At 36.1% G+C, this 18,713-nt stretch carries 15 protein-coding genes; 1 reads left to right on the forward strand and 14 read right to left on the reverse strand.

Annotated features, from left to right (window positions below; translation table 11 throughout):
* Positions 1-23: 23 nt before the first annotated feature.
* From MKX67_RS13535 to MKX67_RS13570, 8 genes are all read right to left on the reverse strand, one after another.
* Entirely contained in the window at positions 24-800 is a 777-nt protein-coding gene (locus MKX67_RS13535; protein ID WP_095372977.1) for an enoyl-CoA hydratase-related protein, read from the reverse strand.
* 15 nt (positions 801-815) lie between these two features.
* Entirely contained in the window at positions 816-2,009 is a 1,194-nt protein-coding gene (locus MKX67_RS13540) for a thiolase family protein (RefSeq protein WP_095372976.1), read from the reverse strand.
* 12 nt (positions 2,010-2,021) lie between these two features.
* On the reverse strand, positions 2,022-3,170 hold the full coding sequence (locus MKX67_RS13545) for an acyl-CoA dehydrogenase family protein (protein ID WP_307313393.1): 1,149 nt from the start codon (positions 3,168-3,170) through the stop codon (positions 2,022-2,024).
* A gap of 15 nt (positions 3,171-3,185) precedes the next feature.
* The gene (locus MKX67_RS13550; RefSeq protein WP_342488321.1) at positions 3,186-4,076 is read right to left on the reverse strand and encodes a 3-hydroxyacyl-CoA dehydrogenase family protein; all 891 of its coding nucleotides are present in this window, start codon (positions 4,074-4,076) and stop codon (positions 3,186-3,188) included.
* Entirely contained in the window at positions 4,073-5,704 is a 1,632-nt protein-coding gene (locus MKX67_RS13555; protein ID WP_095372973.1) for a long-chain fatty acid--CoA ligase, read from the reverse strand. Before MKX67_RS13555 ends, MKX67_RS13550 begins: the two co-directional genes overlap by 4 nt.
* Before the next feature lie 21 nt (positions 5,705-5,725).
* Positions 5,726-6,874: an acyl-CoA dehydrogenase family protein gene (locus MKX67_RS13560; protein ID WP_095372972.1), complete on the reverse strand. Its 1,149-nt coding sequence runs from the start codon at positions 6,872-6,874 to the stop codon at positions 5,726-5,728.
* A gap of 181 nt (positions 6,875-7,055) precedes the next feature.
* Positions 7,056-8,732: a sigma 54-interacting transcriptional regulator gene (locus MKX67_RS13565; protein WP_095372971.1), complete on the reverse strand. Its 1,677-nt coding sequence runs from the start codon at positions 8,730-8,732 to the stop codon at positions 7,056-7,058.
* 79 nt (positions 8,733-8,811) lie between these two features.
* Positions 8,812-10,620, reverse strand: a complete 1,809-nt coding sequence (locus tag MKX67_RS13570) for a S9 family peptidase (protein WP_095372970.1) — start codon at positions 10,618-10,620, stop codon at positions 8,812-8,814.
* A 305-nt stretch (positions 10,621-10,925) separates the two neighbouring features.
* Here MKX67_RS13570 and MKX67_RS13575 point away from each other — a divergent pair, with 305 nt between their 5' ends.
* Complete coding sequence (locus MKX67_RS13575; RefSeq protein WP_157733956.1) at positions 10,926-11,921, forward strand: aromatic acid exporter family protein; 996 nt, start codon at positions 10,926-10,928, stop codon at positions 11,919-11,921.
* Between the two features lie 314 nt (positions 11,922-12,235).
* Here the strand turns inward: MKX67_RS13575 and MKX67_RS13580 are convergent, their stop codons facing one another.
* The 6 genes from MKX67_RS13580 to MKX67_RS13605 all read right to left on the reverse strand — a co-directional run bounded on the left by MKX67_RS13580 (position 12,236) and on the right by MKX67_RS13605 (position 18,668).
* Complete coding sequence (locus MKX67_RS13580; protein ID WP_095372968.1) at positions 12,236-12,571, reverse strand: hypothetical protein; 336 nt, start codon at positions 12,569-12,571, stop codon at positions 12,236-12,238.
* Between the two features lie 132 nt (positions 12,572-12,703).
* Positions 12,704-13,102 (reverse strand): hypothetical protein, encoded by a 399-nt coding sequence (locus MKX67_RS13585; RefSeq protein WP_095373662.1) that lies wholly within the window; start codon positions 13,100-13,102, stop codon positions 12,704-12,706.
* Positions 13,103-13,245: 143 nt separating this feature from the next.
* On the reverse strand, positions 13,246-14,628 hold the full coding sequence (locus MKX67_RS13590; RefSeq protein WP_095372967.1) for a HAMP domain-containing sensor histidine kinase: 1,383 nt from the start codon (positions 14,626-14,628) through the stop codon (positions 13,246-13,248).
* Positions 14,625-15,299 (reverse strand): response regulator transcription factor, encoded by a 675-nt coding sequence (locus tag MKX67_RS13595; RefSeq protein ID WP_095372966.1) that lies wholly within the window; start codon positions 15,297-15,299, stop codon positions 14,625-14,627. The genes MKX67_RS13590 and MKX67_RS13595 overlap by 4 nt, the downstream gene beginning before the upstream one ends.
* Before the next feature lie 95 nt (positions 15,300-15,394).
* Positions 15,395-16,435: a ribonucleotide-diphosphate reductase subunit beta gene (locus tag MKX67_RS13600; protein ID WP_095372965.1), complete on the reverse strand. Its 1,041-nt coding sequence runs from the start codon at positions 16,433-16,435 to the stop codon at positions 15,395-15,397.
* Positions 16,436-16,460: 25 nt separating this feature from the next.
* Positions 16,461-18,668, reverse strand: coding sequence for a ribonucleoside-diphosphate reductase subunit alpha (locus MKX67_RS13605; protein WP_095373661.1), 2,208 nt, complete (start codon positions 18,666-18,668; stop codon positions 16,461-16,463).
* Positions 18,669-18,713 lie beyond the last annotated feature (45 nt).

Raw genomic sequence — 18,713 nt, forward strand, 5'->3', positions numbered from 1 at the left:
GACCCCCGGCAGGATGAGTGCGTTTATTTTGAAGTGAAAACAGGTTTTCTTTTCTCCATAAAGGCCTTTGTTCCTTCCTTTTTATCCGCTGTTGCAAATAAAACTGCTTGTGCTAATTTCTCAATTATTTGTCCTGTTTTTTGATCGGTTTCTGCACCATATTGTACAGCCATTTTAGCGAGCTTAACCGCTAATGGACCTTTAGCTAAAATTTGCTCTGCTATCTCATCTACTTTATCCTTCAAAAATTGCAATGGGACAACTTCTGTTACTAAGCCATGTGTCATTGCTTCCTCAGCAGAAAGAAATTTTCCTAATAGAATCATTTCTAACGCCTTTCCTTTTCCAACAATTCGCGATAGCCTTTGCGTACCACCTGCACCTGGGATAATTGACAAATTTAATTCTGGCAAACCAATCTTGGCATGATCCGCCATCACTCGTATATCACATGCTAATGCCAGTTCACATCCTCCACCAAGAGCAAGACCATTAATCATGGCAATTGTCGGCATGTCATAAGCTTCAATTTCATCATAAATTTCTTGCATACTACCTGTTGCAAAAACATCTAACATTTCCTTCTCATTTAGTTGGGTAATGTCTGCACCTGCTGCAAATGCCTTGTCTCCTTCTCCTGTAAATACAACAAGCTGGGACACTCCATCATGTTTAATTTCTACAAGAGCATCCCTTATCTCACTAAGCGTTTCTTTACTTAATCTATTTCTTACTTCTGGTAGATTAATATATATATAGGCAAGTTGACCTTCTTTTTTTACAATAATGTTTTCATACATCAGATTTCCTCCTTCTTATTTTTGAAGGTTTTCAATCAACATAGCCATTCCTTGGCCGCCACCGACACAGAGAGAGGCAATGCCAAATCTTCCCTTCTTTTTTGCTAGTGCATGCATTAAAGTAACGACAATTCTAGATCCGGTTGATCCAAGTGGATGTCCGAGAGCAATTGCTCCGCCATTAATATTTATTCGTTCAGGTGGTAGCATCAACTCTCTTTGTACTGCAATGGCTTGAGAAGCGAACGCTTCATTTATTTCAAATAAATCTATGTCTGCGATACTAAGCTTTGTTCTTGCCAATAACTTCCGTATTGCCGGTACAGGTCCAATCCCCATGACTTCAGGTGAAACACCGACAGATGTCCAATCATGAATCATTGCTCTTGCTGATAATCCCCTTTTATCAGCTTCTTGTGCTGTCATAAGCAAGAGTGCTGAGGCGCCATCATTTCTTCCACACGCATTTCCTGCAGTTACGCTACCACCTTCTTTAAATACCGGCTTTAAGCTGGCAAGCTTTTCTCGTTTTGTCTCCGGTCTTGGATGTTCGTCCTGAGCGAAAGTGATTTGTTCTCTTTTGTTTTGTATTGTTACTGGGATGATTTCTTGTTGAAATGCGTTCATTTCTTGCGCCCTTTTATACTTTTGCTGACTTTCATATGCAAACTGGTCTTGATCTTCCCTAGCAATATTGTATCGCTCGGCAACATTTTCTGCTGTCATCCCCATCCCTAAATGAGCGCCATAAATTTCTTGCGGTTGTTGACCATTCTCTTTATTGGCATCCACTAGTATTGTTTGGTCACCTCCAAAGCGTGAGCCTCTAATAAAAATGGGGGAATTACTCATACTTTCCGTACCACCTGCGATAACAACATTTGCCTGTTTGGAATAGATTTGTTGCATACCTGAAGCGATGGCTTGCATCCCTGATGCACATAATCGATTCACAGTAAAAGCGGGGGAAGTTTCAGGAATGCCTGCTCTTAAAGCAGCTACTCTTGCCACGTTGGATGATTGCGAAGATTGTCTCACTTCTCCTAATACGACTTCTTCAATAGTCGATGGGCTCACATTGACACGTTTAAGTAAGCCAGATATAACATCGGATGCTAAGTAGCTAGAAGATATATTACGTAATGTTCCTCCATACCTTCCAATCGCTGTTCTTACGCCATCTACAATGACGATTTTGTTTAGGTCCATTTTCTTCCCCCCTTAGTTATATTCTTTATTTAATTGAGCAGCGATGATATTTTTTTGGATTTCTGATGTTCCTTCATAAATCCTCGTAATTCTCGCATCACGATAAAACCGTTCAATAGGAAAATCTGAAATGTATCCAATCCCGCCATGGACTTGTACGGCTTTATCAGCCACACGGTTATATACCTCTGAGCCGAATAATTTAATCATCGCTGCTTCCTTAATTACTTTCTTCCCTTCATCAACCATCGTAGCTACTCGGTACGTAAAAGATCGTAATGCTTCTATATCGACAGCCATTTCCGCTAACATATGAGCAACGGCCTGATGCTCAATAATTGGCACATTGAACTGCACCCGTTCTTTTGCATACGTCATTGAAAGATCTAATAATTTTTGGGCGGAACCTAAGTTTCTGGCGGCCAAACCTGCACGTCCGTTGGCAAGAATCGTTAATGCATTCACATAGCCTCTCCCTTCTTCACCCAGGACATTTTCTACTGGGACTTCACAGTCTTCCATAATTATTTCTGCTGAATGTGAACCACGAAGGCCCATTTTATGTTCAATCGCTCCTACTTGAAAACCAGGAAAACTTTTTTCTACAATAAAAGAAGTAATCCCTTTTGCACCTTTAGATGGATCTGTGACAGCCATAACCGTAAAAACATCTGCTTGAGGTGCATTTGTAATATAGTGTTTTAACCCATTTAAAATATATTTATCGCCTTTACGTACTGCCGTCGTTTTTAAATTAGTGGCATTCGAACCAGCCTGAGGCTCTGTTAATGCGAAGGCGCCTATTTTCTTTCCTGTAGCCATATCAGGTAAGTACTTCTGTTTTTGATATTCATTTCCCATTTCCACAATGCCCACTGATCCGATACCCGTATGACCACCAATCAAAGTTGTGAATCCATTATGCGTGGCACCAATTTCTTCATACAATGCACATTTGCCTACCATCCCAATGCCTAACCCACCATATTCTTCTGGAATACTTAAACCAAATAAGCCGAGCTCTTTTGCCATTTCTACAATTTTATCTGGGATGTGATCCTCTTTTTCGATCTGCATCGCAACCGCTTCCACTTCATTTTGCACAAACTCTCTAACACCTTTTTTCAACACTTCGATATCTTCACTTACTGTATAACTCATATCATCGGCCTCCCTTTATTTTTGAATATTCTCTATTTTCTTACCATGTTGATCGTATGCGTACCATCCTTTACCTGTTTTTCTACCTAATTCACCTTTTTCCACTTTTTCTACTACCGACTGTTTCGGGCGATCCACCTCTAGCCCTGTTTCTGCATATCTTTGCTTCCTTACAGCATAATTCACATCAAGACCAGTTAAATCCATTAATGCAAATGGGCCAATAGGATGACCTAAAGCCTTTTCGACTACGAAATCGATTTCTTCATAACTGGCATATCCATGTTCATATAAATAAATCGCCTCATCCATGAGTCTCGCTAAGATACGATTGGCGATGAAACCTGAAATTTCTTTTTGTAGAAGTACTGGTTTTTTTCCGATACTTTGAATGAATGTCATCGCTTGCTGTGCAACTTCCTTTGAAGTATGCGGACCTTGAACAACTTCGACAAGCTCCATCACAAGTACGGGGTTAAAGAAATGGATATTACATACACGATTTTGATAGGTTAACTTATCTATCAATTTAGAACTCACTATAGTGGAGCTATTCGTCGCAATGATACAATTTTCCGAGACAATCTTTTCTAAGGATTGAAATAATGTTTGTTTTGCCTCTAAATCTTCAATAATAGCTTCTATGATAATATCTACATCATGTAACTGATTAATTTCAGTAGTAAATGATAAATGTTCGAAAGCTTTATCCACCTCATCACGCGAAAATCTTCCTTTTCTCACCCTCTTTTCTAACTGTGTTTCTAACACTTCTTTCGCTTTTATTAAACGATCGTTAGATATATCTTGTAACACGACATCATATTGATGAAGCGCTGCTACAACAGCAATTTGTGCACCCATTGCTCCCGCTCCAATCACACCAACTTTTTTTATATTTGTCATTCTCGTTTATTTCTCCTTTCTAATTCTTCTTTCACAAGTAATCTTTTCAATAATTTACCAACACCATTTCTTGGTAGATGACTTCTTTCTTCGAAAACTCTCGGTACTTTATAAGGTGTTAGTTTCGTATAACAAAATGCTTTAATTTCTTCAAGATGAAGCGTATAACCTTCTTTAGCGACAAGAAATGCTTTCGGAATCTCTCCATTTTCAGAATCAGGGATACCGACTACGGCAACTTCAGCAATACCTTGATGTTCATAAAGGACATTTTCCACTTCTTGAGGATAAATATTAAACCCCGAGAAAAGAATCATTTCTTTTTTACGACCGACAATATAGAAATACCCATCTTCGTCTACTGTGGCTAAATCACCTGTAAACAACCAGCCATCTTGTAACGTAGAGGCTGTATCTTTCTCATTGTTCCAATAACCCTTCATCACTTGTGGACCTTTAATGACCAATTCACCGACCTGATTGATCCCCAAATCCTCCTGTTTTTGATCAACGATACGACAATCTACATCAGGAACAGGAATACCGATGCTCCCATGTTTATGTGTGCCATTTATTGGCGTACGGTGAGTCGTTGGAGATGTTTCCGACATACCAAACCCTTCTAAGATGGTACAACCAGTTAATTGCTTGAATTGTTTAATAACCTCTACTGGCAATGGCGCTGAACCGGATGAACATATTTTAAGAGAGTTTAGTCCTGCGAATCGTACATTTGGATGATGGATAAAAGAGAGATACATTTTAGGGACACCTGGAAACATGGTTGGTGCATATTTCTTCACTTGATTTAAAACCTCATCAACGTCAAATCTTTCAAAGAGCAAGATTCGCGCTCCTAAAAAGATGCCTACATTCATAGCACTTGTCATCGCATACACATGATAAAGCGGGGTTGCCGCTAATATCGTTTCATTTCCAAAAGCCACTTTTTGTCGATACATCACATAACTTTGGTAAACATTCGCAATTAAATTATGATGTGTAAGCATGGCTCCTTTTATCGTTCCCGTTGTTCCGCCTGTGTATTGTATAATGGCTAAATCGTTTTTAGGATCTATAGACGCTTCAGTAAATTTGATACTTCCATTTTTAAAAATATCTATCATATGATGAACGATTGAAGATACTTCCCTATTAATACTGACATTTGTGGCATACATAATATGTTCTAAATCATACACTTCTCTAATTTTCTGCAGTGCAGTGACTGATTTTTCACCAACCACTAGTGCGCGTAATGCTGTATCATGAAACACTTGCAATACCTCTCTTGGTGTATAGGCTGGGTTAATTGGCACGATGATAAGACCCAGTGCAAGACTAGCATAATAGGCAGTGATATAATCTGGATGGTTTCCGAGCCATAACCCGATTCTATCCCCTTTTTTTAACCCACAACTCTGCCAATACGAAGCAAGTGCGTCCGTTCGTTTCTTCAGTTCCTCATAGGTAAGTGTTTCGTAATTAAAAATGATAGCCACATGATCTCGATAAGACTGCGCAGTTTCCTTTAGCATTTCATATAGGCCAATATGAGGTATGTGGAAATTTGGTAACCGATCTTCATAATATTTTTCCCATACTCTTTTTAATGAGAGATTACTCAAGACACATTCCTCCTTTATGTGTCACATATAGTCTTTTAATATATCTCTTGCGATAATTAGCCGTTGGATTTCATTTGTGCCTTCATAGATTTTCGTTATTCTTGCATCACGATAATACCTTTCAACAGGATAATCAGCGACGTAGCCCATGCCACCATGAATTTGCACTGCTTTGTCAGCCACTCGATTAAACACTTCAGACGCGTAAAGTTTAGCCATTGAGGATTCTTTCACAACTTTCTTGCCTTGATCGACTAAATGGGCGGCTTTTAATGTTAATGTTCTTGCTGCTTCTGTTTCTGTTGCCATATCAGCTAACATCCATTGTATTGCTTGATTCTTTGCAATTGGTTTACCGAACTGAATACGTTCATTCGCATATTTCGCTGATAATTCAATGAGTTTATCACAAGATCCAACTGCCCTTGCCGCTAACCCAATCCGTCCTTCACTTAAAATAGTTAGTGCAGCTACATATCCGAGACCCACTTCTCCTATAACATTTTCTTCTGGCACTTCACATTGATCAAATAATAATTGTGCAGTATATGAACCTTTTAAACCCATTTTTTTATCCTTTTTTCCTACTGTAAATCCAGGAAAATCTTTTTCTATTAAGAAGGCAGTAATCCCCTTTGCGCCTTTGTCTTTATCTGTAACAGCAAAGACCGTAAATACATCTGCTACAGGCGCATTCGTGATGAAATGTTTTGACCCATTAAGAATCCACTTATCTCCCTTTTTTTCTGCTTTTGTCGCAAGATTAGTAGCATCAGAACCTGCCCCAGGCTCTGAAAGGGCAAAACAAGCAATTTTTTCTCCTGATGCTAAAGCAGGTAAGTATTTTTCTTTCAAGTAAGGAGAGCCAAGCCTTACTAAACCTGTACTACCAATACCTGTGTGTGCACTAATTAAACTAACAAAACCATTATGCGTGCGACCTAATTGTTCTAATACAGCGGTTTTCCCAACCATGCCAAGACCAATACCCCCATACTCTTCTGGTATACTCATCCCAAATAATCCAAGTTCCTTCACTTGCTGAACCAAAGAATCTGGTATACGGTCCTCATCTTCAATTTGTTGTGCTAAAGGCTCTACTTCCTTCTCGACAAATTGGTGAACCATCTGCACGATTTGATCGATTTCTTGGTTTTGAACTGTGAACATAAGATCACTCCTTTGTTTGCTTTATTAATATAGATGCAAAAACCATGCCATCATTTTTAACTCATGATAAATCGTTAATGAATAGCTTTAACACAAGTTATATAGTTATTTTTTCCGCATTATTTAAATCAGCAAAAAAGTAAACGCTTACTTTTTTGATTCAAAAAAGAATAGAGTTGATTCACAAATGAATCAACTCTATTCCATACTTTTTAAGCTTTCTTGAAATTGTCGGCTGGCTTGTATGCAAAGCGGATGCGAGCTCATAGGTTGTTGTACATTTTTTTAAAGCTTTCATAATAGCTTTTTTTTCTGCTGCTTCTACTACATCCTTTAATGTCTCTATTTTTTCATTTTCATATGGAAAATCTATTTCTCGCTGATATTCTGGTGGAAGATCATTCATTGTAATGATAGACTCTTGTGAGACAATAACCAATCTCTCAATTAGGTTGGCTAATTCACGAATATTGCCTGGCCATTGATAATGATATAAAAATTTTTTTACATCATTATGTAGATCCTTGTTGAAATGATACTTTTCGTTCGTCTGTTTTAAGAAATATTCGATTAGAGGATAAATATCCTCCCGCCGATCCTTTAAAGAAGGGATTTCAATGGTAATCACATTTAATCGATAATATAGATCTTCGCGAAAAAGACCTTTATTCACCATCTCTTTTAAATCTCTATTGGTCGCAGCAATGAGCCTTACATTTACATTCTTCGTCTTCGTTCCGCCTACCCGTTGGATTTCCTTTTCCTGAATAACTCTTAACAATTTGACTTGTGAAGCCAACGGTAATTCCCCAATCTCATCTAAAAATAAAACCCCTTCATCGGCTAGTTCAAACATCCCTGGTTTCCCTTGTTTATCTGCACCTGTAAAAGCACCTTTTTCATAACCGAATAACTCAGATTCAATTAATTCTTCTGGAATCGCACCACAGTTTAATTTAATATATTTGCCCTTCATTCTTCTATTGCTTGTTTCGTAAATATATTTAGCAAGAACATCTTTTCCTACGCCTGTATCACCAAGAAGAAGAACTGTGGCATCCACATTAACAATCCTTTCAGCGGTTTCGTATACATGCTTCATTTTTTCACTTTCTATGACAATCGATTGCTGATGTATGTTAATGTTTTGTTTTAACCTTTCAATTTCTTGACGGTAAGAGAGGTTTAATTTATTTGCTTCTTTTAGAGCATTTTGTAGTTCTATCAACTGTGATAAATCTCTAATATTTGTGACAACACTTTCTACTTCACCCGTATCGTCAAAAACTGGACTTCCTGTAAGAAGCAACGACTCATTGCCAGCTCGATTAAATTGGACATGTGAAATCGTTTCTTTCTTTTCTATCACCCTTTTCGTTAACGAACTCTCGAGAATTCCTCTTTCAATTAAAGCATCGACCTTTTTGTTCATATAATAGTCTTTTGGGATCCCTGTAATTCTCTCCATTGCGGAATTGGTTAAAATGGTATTACCGTTTCGATCGGTTAAATAAATACCATCGTAAGAGTTTTCTATTATTGCTTCTAGTAGCGTATTTGCCTTCATCAAGTCACTTACTTTATTCATTAATTGAGACAATTCGGAAGATAGAATCCCTATATATAAGTAGTGATGTTGTCCTGATTGACTTCTGATAAACAGAAGAAAATCTTCATCCGTTAAAAAGGCAACCTTTATCTTTTCATTACCATACGCATTCCATCTAGGAAATAGGTCGTCAATATATGTAGAAGGCTTCCCTTTTATCAAGATACGTAATGATTCGCTCATCGAAATAATCTCACCAGTGAGCGTTGTCTCTACTGTCAATAAAAGACTACGATTCTTTACAATCATCTACTATCTTCACCTCTTCACATGGTAAGAAAATAGAGGAAATAATTTCACTATATTTCCTCCTAGCTTGGAACGTGGATTAACTATTCGTATCGGCGGTTTTCTTTGTGTGTTGATCAAAAAAAGAGAGAACTTCTTCAAACACAAGCTGCTCATTTTCTTTTTTAGAAAATCCATGTCCCTCATCTTGTAATAAAATATACTTAACTTCACGTCCTTTTTCCCTCAATGCTTGCACAATTTGATCAGATTCCTCTTTCACTACACGGGGATCATTTGCTCCTTGAATAACGAGCATCGGTTTAGTCATAGCTTCCAAATAAGTAATAGGGGAATATTCAGTGAGTTTTTCCTTATCTTTTATGGGATTTCCAACCCATTGATCCATAATCGGTTTCCAATCTTCTGGAACTGATTCTATAAACGAAAATAAATTAGAAGGTCCGAAGATATCGACCACCACTTTAAAATAATCTGGATGTCTACCATGTAAAAGTAGTGCCATATATCCGCCGTAGCTTCCGCCCATTAATAGAATGTCACCTTTCTTTGTATAACCTTTTTCAATGAGCCACTCTATACCAGCTATATTATCTAACCTAGGACCATCTCCCCAATCACCCTCTACCATTTTCATAAAGGACAGCCCATAACCCGTTGACCCTCTAAAATTAGGGGCAAAGATGCTATATCCATGATTGATAAGGAACTGAAAATAGGAACGAAAAGATTTTCTCTCTGCTGCTTGGGGTCCACCATGTGGCCAAAATATAACTTCGCCATTATTTACCTCTTTATTTGCTTCAAACCATAATGCTTCAATTTCTAAACCATCAAATGAAGGATAGTAAATCGTTGTCGGCTCGACAAGCTCTGATTCTTCCACACCTGGTACGTGATATTCAGTTAACTGCTTCCACTTTTCACCCTTTTTGAATTGATAAATATTATGCGGTTTAATAGCGCTTCTTCCTAAAAGATATAAATTTCCTGAGTCATGAACAACTAATTTTTCAATGATATCACAAGGGATTTCTATCTTTTGTAAGGTATTATGATCTAGTGAATAAGCATAAAGAAAATCCTCCACTCCTTTTTCGGAAGTTAAATAGATGATGTGATTACGCTTATCATAATGAATGGAAGAGAAACTTTCATGGTCAAGCCCGATGACTTTACGAAATTGCTTTGTCATGATATTAAATTCGGCCAAATAAGTGAAATTTTCTTTAAAGTTGGTGATCAAATAAATCGTGTCTTCCGTAGTAAACAATGATCCAGTTACAGTATGCGCCTCTTCCTCTTTTTCAGTTAAACAAAGCTTTTCACTTTCCGTATGTACATAAGAGAGAGAATGCGTATTGGCATATACAGTAGATGAAATATAACTCTCTTCATTTGGACTCCAACTATCTAGAAAGGTCATACCTTCTTTACCCTCTAGGAAAAGTTCTTCTTTCTCCGTTTCTATATGATATCTATAAACATTTAAATAAGTTGGATTATCTTTACCCGAACTATAATATAAATATTGGCTATCTTTTGATAATAAGGGATTAAAATTCCTCGTTTTTTCATTATTGATTAGTTGTTTCAATTTCCCACCACTTGGATGGACTGCATAATATTGCGCACACTCATCCCCATCATGATCAAAACCCGCAAGTATAAACTTGCTATTTTTATCATAGAGGAGACCCATGCACACTTGATTTTTGAATGTTAACTGAACTGGAAATTGTTGCGGCAAATTCATTGCCCATAAATTATAGTAGCCATTTAAATTTGTACTAAACACAACTTGGGACTCATCGGAATTGACGACAAAATCATTAATGCTTAACGTTTTTAAAAACTGATCCATCTCAGGTTTTGGAAATTGAATCATAGAGTTGCCCTCCCTATTAATAGAGTATTCTTATTATTCAGTATACCATACTCTGTTTTACCAATTAAAACCAAACAAAAGCGAACATAGTATGACATTTTTATTTCAAATCTACTTGTTTGCAATAATTTCTCTATAACTGCCCAAAATACCGATAGGAGGAATTACAAATGAGCCTTCTCTTTTTTATATTTTTTTCTTTCTTGTGATTGAAAAAGGTTCAATTGGTCATTCTGTTAATGCAGCGTGTTTACTTAAACTTCCTTCATTATAAATGTAAGGCAAATAGAAAGAGGATACTAACTATGATCAGACTATTTGGAGGACGAATTTTCAAAACAGGCATTTCTGTCTTTATTACTGCATTTCTATGTCAGCTATTTACATGGCCACCAACCTTTGCAGTCATTACCGCTCTCGTTACGATTGAGCCTACGGCGAAAGAATCCATTCGCAAAGCACCAGCTAGATTTCAAGCTTCTTCTATTGCAGCTTCTTTCGCCGTTTTATTTACCTTTATCTTTTCAGATAGTTCGTTGGCTTACGCTCTAACAGCCGTTTTCACTTTGATGATATGTACGAAGTTAAAACTAGAAGATGGCCTACTTGTTGCCGCTTTAACCGGTATGGCCATGATATCAATTGTCCAAGAAGCTTATATGGCAACATTGTTAATGAGACTTGGAGGTACAACACTTGGTTTATTAATTTCAACTTGTGTAAATATATTTATTTTACCCCCGAATTATTTACTAAAAATAAGCAAAACGTCTACTCAGTTAATGAATCGTATGGAAAATATTCTTGTATATGTGACGAACAACATCAAACAAGGAAATAGCAGCAGAAACGAGATCAAACAAGTCATTGCAAAGATTGAGGAAGAAATAGCACATTACCAACAGCTGATACAATATCAAAAAGATGAATGGCGCTTTCATAAATTTTCTAGGAAGGATGTATTTTACCTAAGGCAGAAAGAAAGGCATTTAAATATCCTAAAACAAGCGTTCATCCACTTATTCCAGCTTGTAAACCTTTCTTTGAAAGAGCTTACACCATCACCTTACTTAATGAGATTATTGCAAGATACTATACTGCATCTGAAACAGCCATCAAAGCAACCTAATGAAGAGGACTATTTTCATTTAAGAACACAATATACATTGAATGACAACCACCTTAAAATTGAAGAAAATATGCTCGCCATACAACAACTCATCATGCAGTATCAAATGAATGAAGAAAAGTTAAGAAAACTAAATGAGAGAATAATTAATGTAGAAAATACGAGTATTTAAGTATTTTTTTGAGCGTAGTGTGTAGAAGAGGATTTTATTTTGCAGCGTTATTCAAAATTTGAGCTGTGGTTATTAACTGTTATTTTCTGTTTTGCAAAGGAACTATTACTTATACGGCGCTCTCATTCTTGGGGTTTCGTCTGAGAGCAGCGATTCTCTCATTTAGGATATTTTTATTCTGGGGGCTTTTTCTAAAAGCAAGAATTCGCCCTTATATCACACTTCTTACAGTTTTAGAAACAAATGAAATTACATTTCAACAAAAAACCACAGATTACTTAATCTGTGGCACTACTTTTCTATATTTATATTGTTCAACATTCATTGCATAGTGTGTATCCTGACACCTTATATCCTTTTCTTCTAAGAAATCGAATGCTCATGTTTTTTTCTATTTTTGATGAAGCAATAACGTGTACGCTCTTTCCATCGATTTCATGATAAAAGCGATGGAGATAAGCAATTGGAATATGGAGACGATGATGAGCCTGATCTACTTTTTCATTATAGTCTCTCACATCAACAATCCGAACATCACTATCATGATTGTCTTGTAACACTTGTGCCTTCACACCTAATACCGGCAAATATCTACTATATATAAAAGTCAAAAGTAAAATGATTAAGAGTATACTAATAAACGTAAGCATTTTTCCCCCTAGGATGTTATATTCACCCTCATATTCTATACCCCTATTGGTATGAAGTCAACAAGAAGAACTCACCATCCACATATCAATTTCTAAGCGTCATTTATTTTTTCTAAAACCTATAGCTGAAAGCTATTTTTTAATATCACTTTCATGTTTTGTAAAAGTAAGTAATAAGAAAAGAACAAAGCTAATCAATAGGATACTTCCTCCAACAATATAAAAAACCGTATTAATCATCTCTGGCATAAAACCTGGCTTAAAGATAAACATAGCCATTCCAGTTGTTAAACCAATGGTGCCGATAATGGCACTAGTGACATGTAATTTTGCAAGGAATCTTAGCTTCGGAGTAAATAATTGATAATATACCGCCCATGCGAAAAGTGATAGCCAGCCAACAACTAAACTATGAGCATGGATGGGTTTGAAAGCATAACTACCTGCTCCGGCCATATGTGATCCTAGAAAAGCACCTATCACTGCAAAGATAGCAGAAAACCTGAGTAATATTTTGCTAAATTTATTCAATTGACACTCACCCTTTTCATCTTCATTCATTTGATTTTATTTTGTCATCATATGTCCTATCTCACCTTTTATGACTGACAAAATAAGGTTATAGAATGAATATGAACGGAGTATGAACAATGGTTTACAATAGAAATGTTTTACTAATTCGATTGTTTTGGTAGCATAATTGTAAAAATCGTTCCTTCTCCTTCTTCACTTTCAACTCGCACTTCTCCTTGGTGAAGATCTACGATTGAATAAACAATGGAAAGTCCTAAGCCAGAACCAGCAATGGAACGATTTCTAGAAAGGTCGGAACGATAAAAACGATTGAAAACCTTTTTCATTTCCTCCTGATTCATCCCAATACCATTATCCTGAAATTGTACTTTTATCCAGCCCCCTTCTTCTATAAGAATAATGGAAATATCCCCATTTTCCTTTCCATATTTAATGCTATTTGTGAGTAAATTTTCCCAAACAGAATAAAGCAAGGAGGGGTCCCCTTCGATCATACATTCAGGCAATGAATAACTTAGCATCATGCCTTTGTCTTCTAAATGCCACTGATATTGTTTAATCACTAACTTTAGTTGTTCACTCATATTAAATAAAACGATATTCACCATATCTTTCCTATAGTCGATAGAAGATAATAATAACAATTGATTTGTTAAAACAGACAAACGGGTTACTTCTTCTTCCATCATAGTCATTTGATTCATTTCTTCATCTGTTCTTTTCTTTTCCTTAAAAAGATGTAAGTAACCTTTTATATTTGATAAAGGCGATTGAATATCATGTGAGATATTTGTAATAAATTCTTTGCGCATTTCATTTGCTGCTTCTAATTTTTTCGTCATTTTCATAAAACTTTGAGTAAGAGAACCAATTTCATCTTTTCTATTAGTAGGTAACTCAATACTGTACTCTCCATTAGCAATTACTGTTGTTGCTTCATTTAACTTTCTAATCGGCTTTACAATATACTTTGTACTGATGAACACGAATAAAATACTTAATAAGAGGATACCAATCAATAACCAAGCAAACATAATGTGCATTTCGCTAAATAAAAGGGAAATGTCAGGTCTGAGAAAAAGAGCATACTCCCTTCCTTGATAAGTAAATGGTACACCGACAGTATTTTTAAGTTCGTTAGCAAAAAAACCGGTCACAAATGTAGCATGTGGAAAGAGATTAATACCGTGATAAATCCGACCATTCAAGACTTGTTGAACAGCAGCACTACTTAAATTATGTTCGCGATACTCCGCTCCATAAAAAGATTCCTCTCCAAGACCATCAGTTACAAATATTTGATAACCAAAAGAGCTGATATGCGTAAGATATAGTTCCTTATTGATTTGTGGATTCTCCTCCATGAAGGTAATAGTAGCTTTCGCCATTTCTGTCACTTTGGCATCGTTTTTGGGCTTTAATGTTTGTTGATAATATGCATTGCTCAAAATAAATGAAATGACACTGCTTAGAAGCATAATACAAATGGTTGTGAGAGCAATTTTTGAGTAAAGTGTTTTCATTTGGCTATCTCCAATGAATAACCGATACCACGAATCGTTTTTATTATTACATCCACCTCTAACTTAGATAAGCGGCTACGTAAACGTTTAATATGTACATCAACGGTCCTTTCATCCCCAGAAAAATCAATGCCCCAGATTTGTTCAATTAATTGCTGTCTACTGTACACTCTATTTTGGTTAGCGGCCAGAAAATATAATAACTCAAATTCCTTCAGTGGTAATAGATAGGTTTTATTGCTCACTTCAATTTCATAGCTTTTTTTATTGATATATAATCGGTCGAGCTTGATACTCGTTGTTCCTACCTTACCATATCTTCGTAATAAAGCATTGACACGGAATAATAACTCTTTCGGCTCAAATGGCTTTACCACATAATCATCTGTACCGACTGAAAATCCCTTTGCTTTATCATCTAATTGTCCCTTTGCCGTAAGCAGGATAATCGGGAGGTCAAAATCCCTACGAATCGTTTTTGTTAGTTGATAGCCATCCATGTTCGGCATCATTATATCCGCAATAACAAGATCGACTACTTCCGTTTCTAATATTGCCATCGCATCCTGTCCATCTTTTGCCTCAGTGGTTTGATAGCCTTCTTTTTGTAAACTATCCTTCATTAAATAGCGAACATGTTGATCATCATCAACAATTAAAATTTTTCTCACAAGAAACACCTCTTCTTCTTAAAGCTTATCATTTCTTCAATTATTAAGAAGAAATAATAAACCTTGCATATGATATGCAAGGTTTATTATAAAACTTATAATTCATCAAATCCATTATCGACTTGATTCACTTTTGTATATTGTCTTGATTTTTGTTCGAAGAAATCAGATTTGCCTTGATCTACCTCTTCATAAGCAACAATCCAACGGAGTGGATTTTTACGAAATCCTTCAAACGGTCGTTCAAATCCTAATTGATTACTGCGGACATTGGCATAAAATTTGATGTATGCTTCAAGGTCAGTAATAAGAATACCATCCATTTTATCACCGATTACCTCACGTGCCCATTCAATTTCGAGATCTGCAGCTTTTCTAAAGGTATCTTTTACAAATTGTTGCAATTCTGGTGTGTTTAATTCAGGATGCTCGTTTAAGATTTCTTTAAAGATTTTCACAAACAAATCAACGTGAATTTGTTCATCACGATTAATATAGTTAATCATCGTTGATGTAGATACCATTTTTTGATTTCTCGCTAAATAATAGAAGAAAGCGAAACCGGAATAGAAGAATAAGCCTTCTAATACTACATCATAAACGATTGATTTTAACATATTTTCCGCCGTCGGTTCTTTTACAAAATCTTTATAACCATTTGTAATAAAATCATTTCGTTCTCTTAATGTTGGTTCTGTACGCCAATAATCGAAGACCTCATCTTGCTTACTTTTTGAAACGATCGAAGAAAGAATATAAGAATACGAGTGATTATGAATAACTTCTTGTTGTGCAAGAATAATCATTAACGCTGAAAGACTAGAATCTGTTAAATAATCTGCTGTCTTCCCAGCATAGTCAGTTTGAATGCTATCTAGTAACGCTAGTAAACCGATAATCTTTAAAAAGGCTTCTTGTGCGTCCTCAGATAACTCAGGGAATTGCTTAATATCTTGAGACATATTAATTTCAAATGGTGTCCAGAAATTAGATAACATCTTTTTATATTTAGGGTAAGCCCAGGAAAATCTTACATCATCCCAGTTTAAAACGTTCGAACATTCTCCATTAATAATACCTGTTGAACGGTTTGGTGCTTCATGATTCATAATGGGACGTTTATTTAAAGTGTTCATTTATTTCATTCTCCTCTCGGTGAAATCAGCTAGAGCATGATTCACAATCTTCAATATCTGTGGAAGTAGAACGTAAATAATACGTTGTTTTCAGCCTGTTTTTCCATGCCGATACGTGAAGATCTAATAATTCTTTTGCTTTAATCGTATTTTTAATATAAAGATTAAATGACACTGCTTGGTCAATATGCTTTTGACGTTTCGCATTTTGAGCAATGCTCCATTTTTGATCGATATGGTAAGCAGATTTATAGTACCACGTAGTTTGAGCGTTTAGGTCTGGTGCAGTTACAGGAATACGATAGTCTTTTTTCTCCTCTGAGTATTGCTTGTTGAAGATTGGATCAATACTCGGTGTACTACCTGCAATTAATGCAGTTGACGCATTTGGTGCTACCGCTTGTAAATAGCCGTTTCTAATTCCTTTTGCTCTCACTTTTTCCATTAGTCCTTGCCAATCAAGTTCGCTATCAGCATTCAGGTAATCTCTTTTTTCGAAATAGGCACCTGTTTGCCAATCTGAACCATTGAATGCGGGGTAGGCTCCCTTTTCCTCAGCTAGATTCATAGAACTTTCAATTGTTAAGTAAGCAATTTTCTCGTAAAGTCGGTCTGCAAATTCTAATGATTCAGGGCTTTCCCAAACGACCTTATTAGTAGCTAATAAATGATGCCAGCCGAAAGTACCTAAGCCAATCGCGCGATATTTTTTATTCGTTAACTGCCCTTGGATAACAGGGATTTTATTAATATCAATTACATTGTCCAGCATTCTTACTTGAATAGGAATCAATCGTTCTATGACTGCTTCATTCACTGCTTTGGCAAGGTTAATAGAAGACAGGTTACATACGACGAAATCTCCAGGTGTTTTCTCGATGACAATTTTACCATCTTTTGTATACTCTTCTTCTCTTGTTGTTACACTTTGATTTTGAACGATTTCAGTACAAAGATTTGTACAATAGATCATACCTGCATGTGCGTTTGCATTCATACGGTTCACTTCATCCCGATAGAACATAAATGGTGTTCCAGTTTCTAATTGACTACGCATGATAGACTTCATAATATCGATAGCAGGAATTTCCTTCTTCGATAGCTCTTCATTATTGACGCATTCTAGATATTTCATTCTAAAAGTACCTGCACCAACTTCTTCATCATAATAATCTTCTAGTGAGAAGCCCATTTTTTGTCGAACCTCATGTGGGTCAAATAAATACCAGTTACTACGCTCTTCTACTTTTTCCATGAATAAATCAGGTAGACATACACCGGTAAATAAATCATGTGTACGTAATCTTTCATCACCATTATTTAACTTTGCATCAAGGAAAGAGAAGATATCCTTGTGCCAAACGTCTAAATAAACGCTAATTGCCCCTTGTCTTTGTCCAAGTTGATCGACACTTACAGCTGTATTATTTAGTTGTTTCATCCATGGAAGCACCCCAGATGAAGCGCCTTTGAACCCTTTAATCATACTACCTCTACTACGAATCTTACCTAAATAAACGCCGATTCCACCACCATTTTTAGATAGTGCAGCAATGTCTGTATTACTGTCATAAATTGAATCTAGACTATCATCAACTGTTTCGATAAAGCAGCTAGATAGTTGTCCCCAATTCTTACCTGCATTAGATAAAGTTGGTGTAGCTACGGTCATAAATAAGTTACTCATTGCCCAGTAAGCTTCTTTTACTAATTGCAGCCGATTTTTTTCTTCTTGATGCATAAGAATCATTGCAATAACCATCCAGCGTTCTTGAGGCAATTCAAAAATCCTCTTTTTGCGATCTTTTGCTACATAACGATCCGTAAGCATTTTGATCCCGAGATAAGTAAAGAGCTGATCTCTTTCAGGGACAATTTCTTTGCCTAATTCATCAATTTCTTCTTTTGTATAACTAGATAATAAAATAGGACTATAAATATCAATATCACTTAATTGTTGAATTAAAGAATGAAAATCACCATAAGCCTGACCACTGTACCCTCGGTTCTCAGCTGCTTGTTGATAAATCTTCTTTAAATATAAATGGGCAGCCACATATGTCCAATCAGGTTCATTAACATTTATGTAAGAAAGACATTCTAGTATTAACTGATCGTAGAAACTATCTAACTCTAAGTGATTTAATTGATCTGCACGCTTTTCTAACGCACTAATTGGTAAGTTGTTGAATTGTTGATATAATTGTTCAAAATTGACTGTCGTATCAATCATTGTTTTCAAATTCCTTCCTCCTTCAAACTATTTCTATCAAATTTA

Origin of the sequence: Cytobacillus sp. FSL W7-1323, assembly GCF_038595015.1 — a bacterium.
GTDB lineage: Bacteria > Bacillota > Bacilli > Bacillales > Cytobacillaceae > Cytobacillus > Cytobacillus kochii.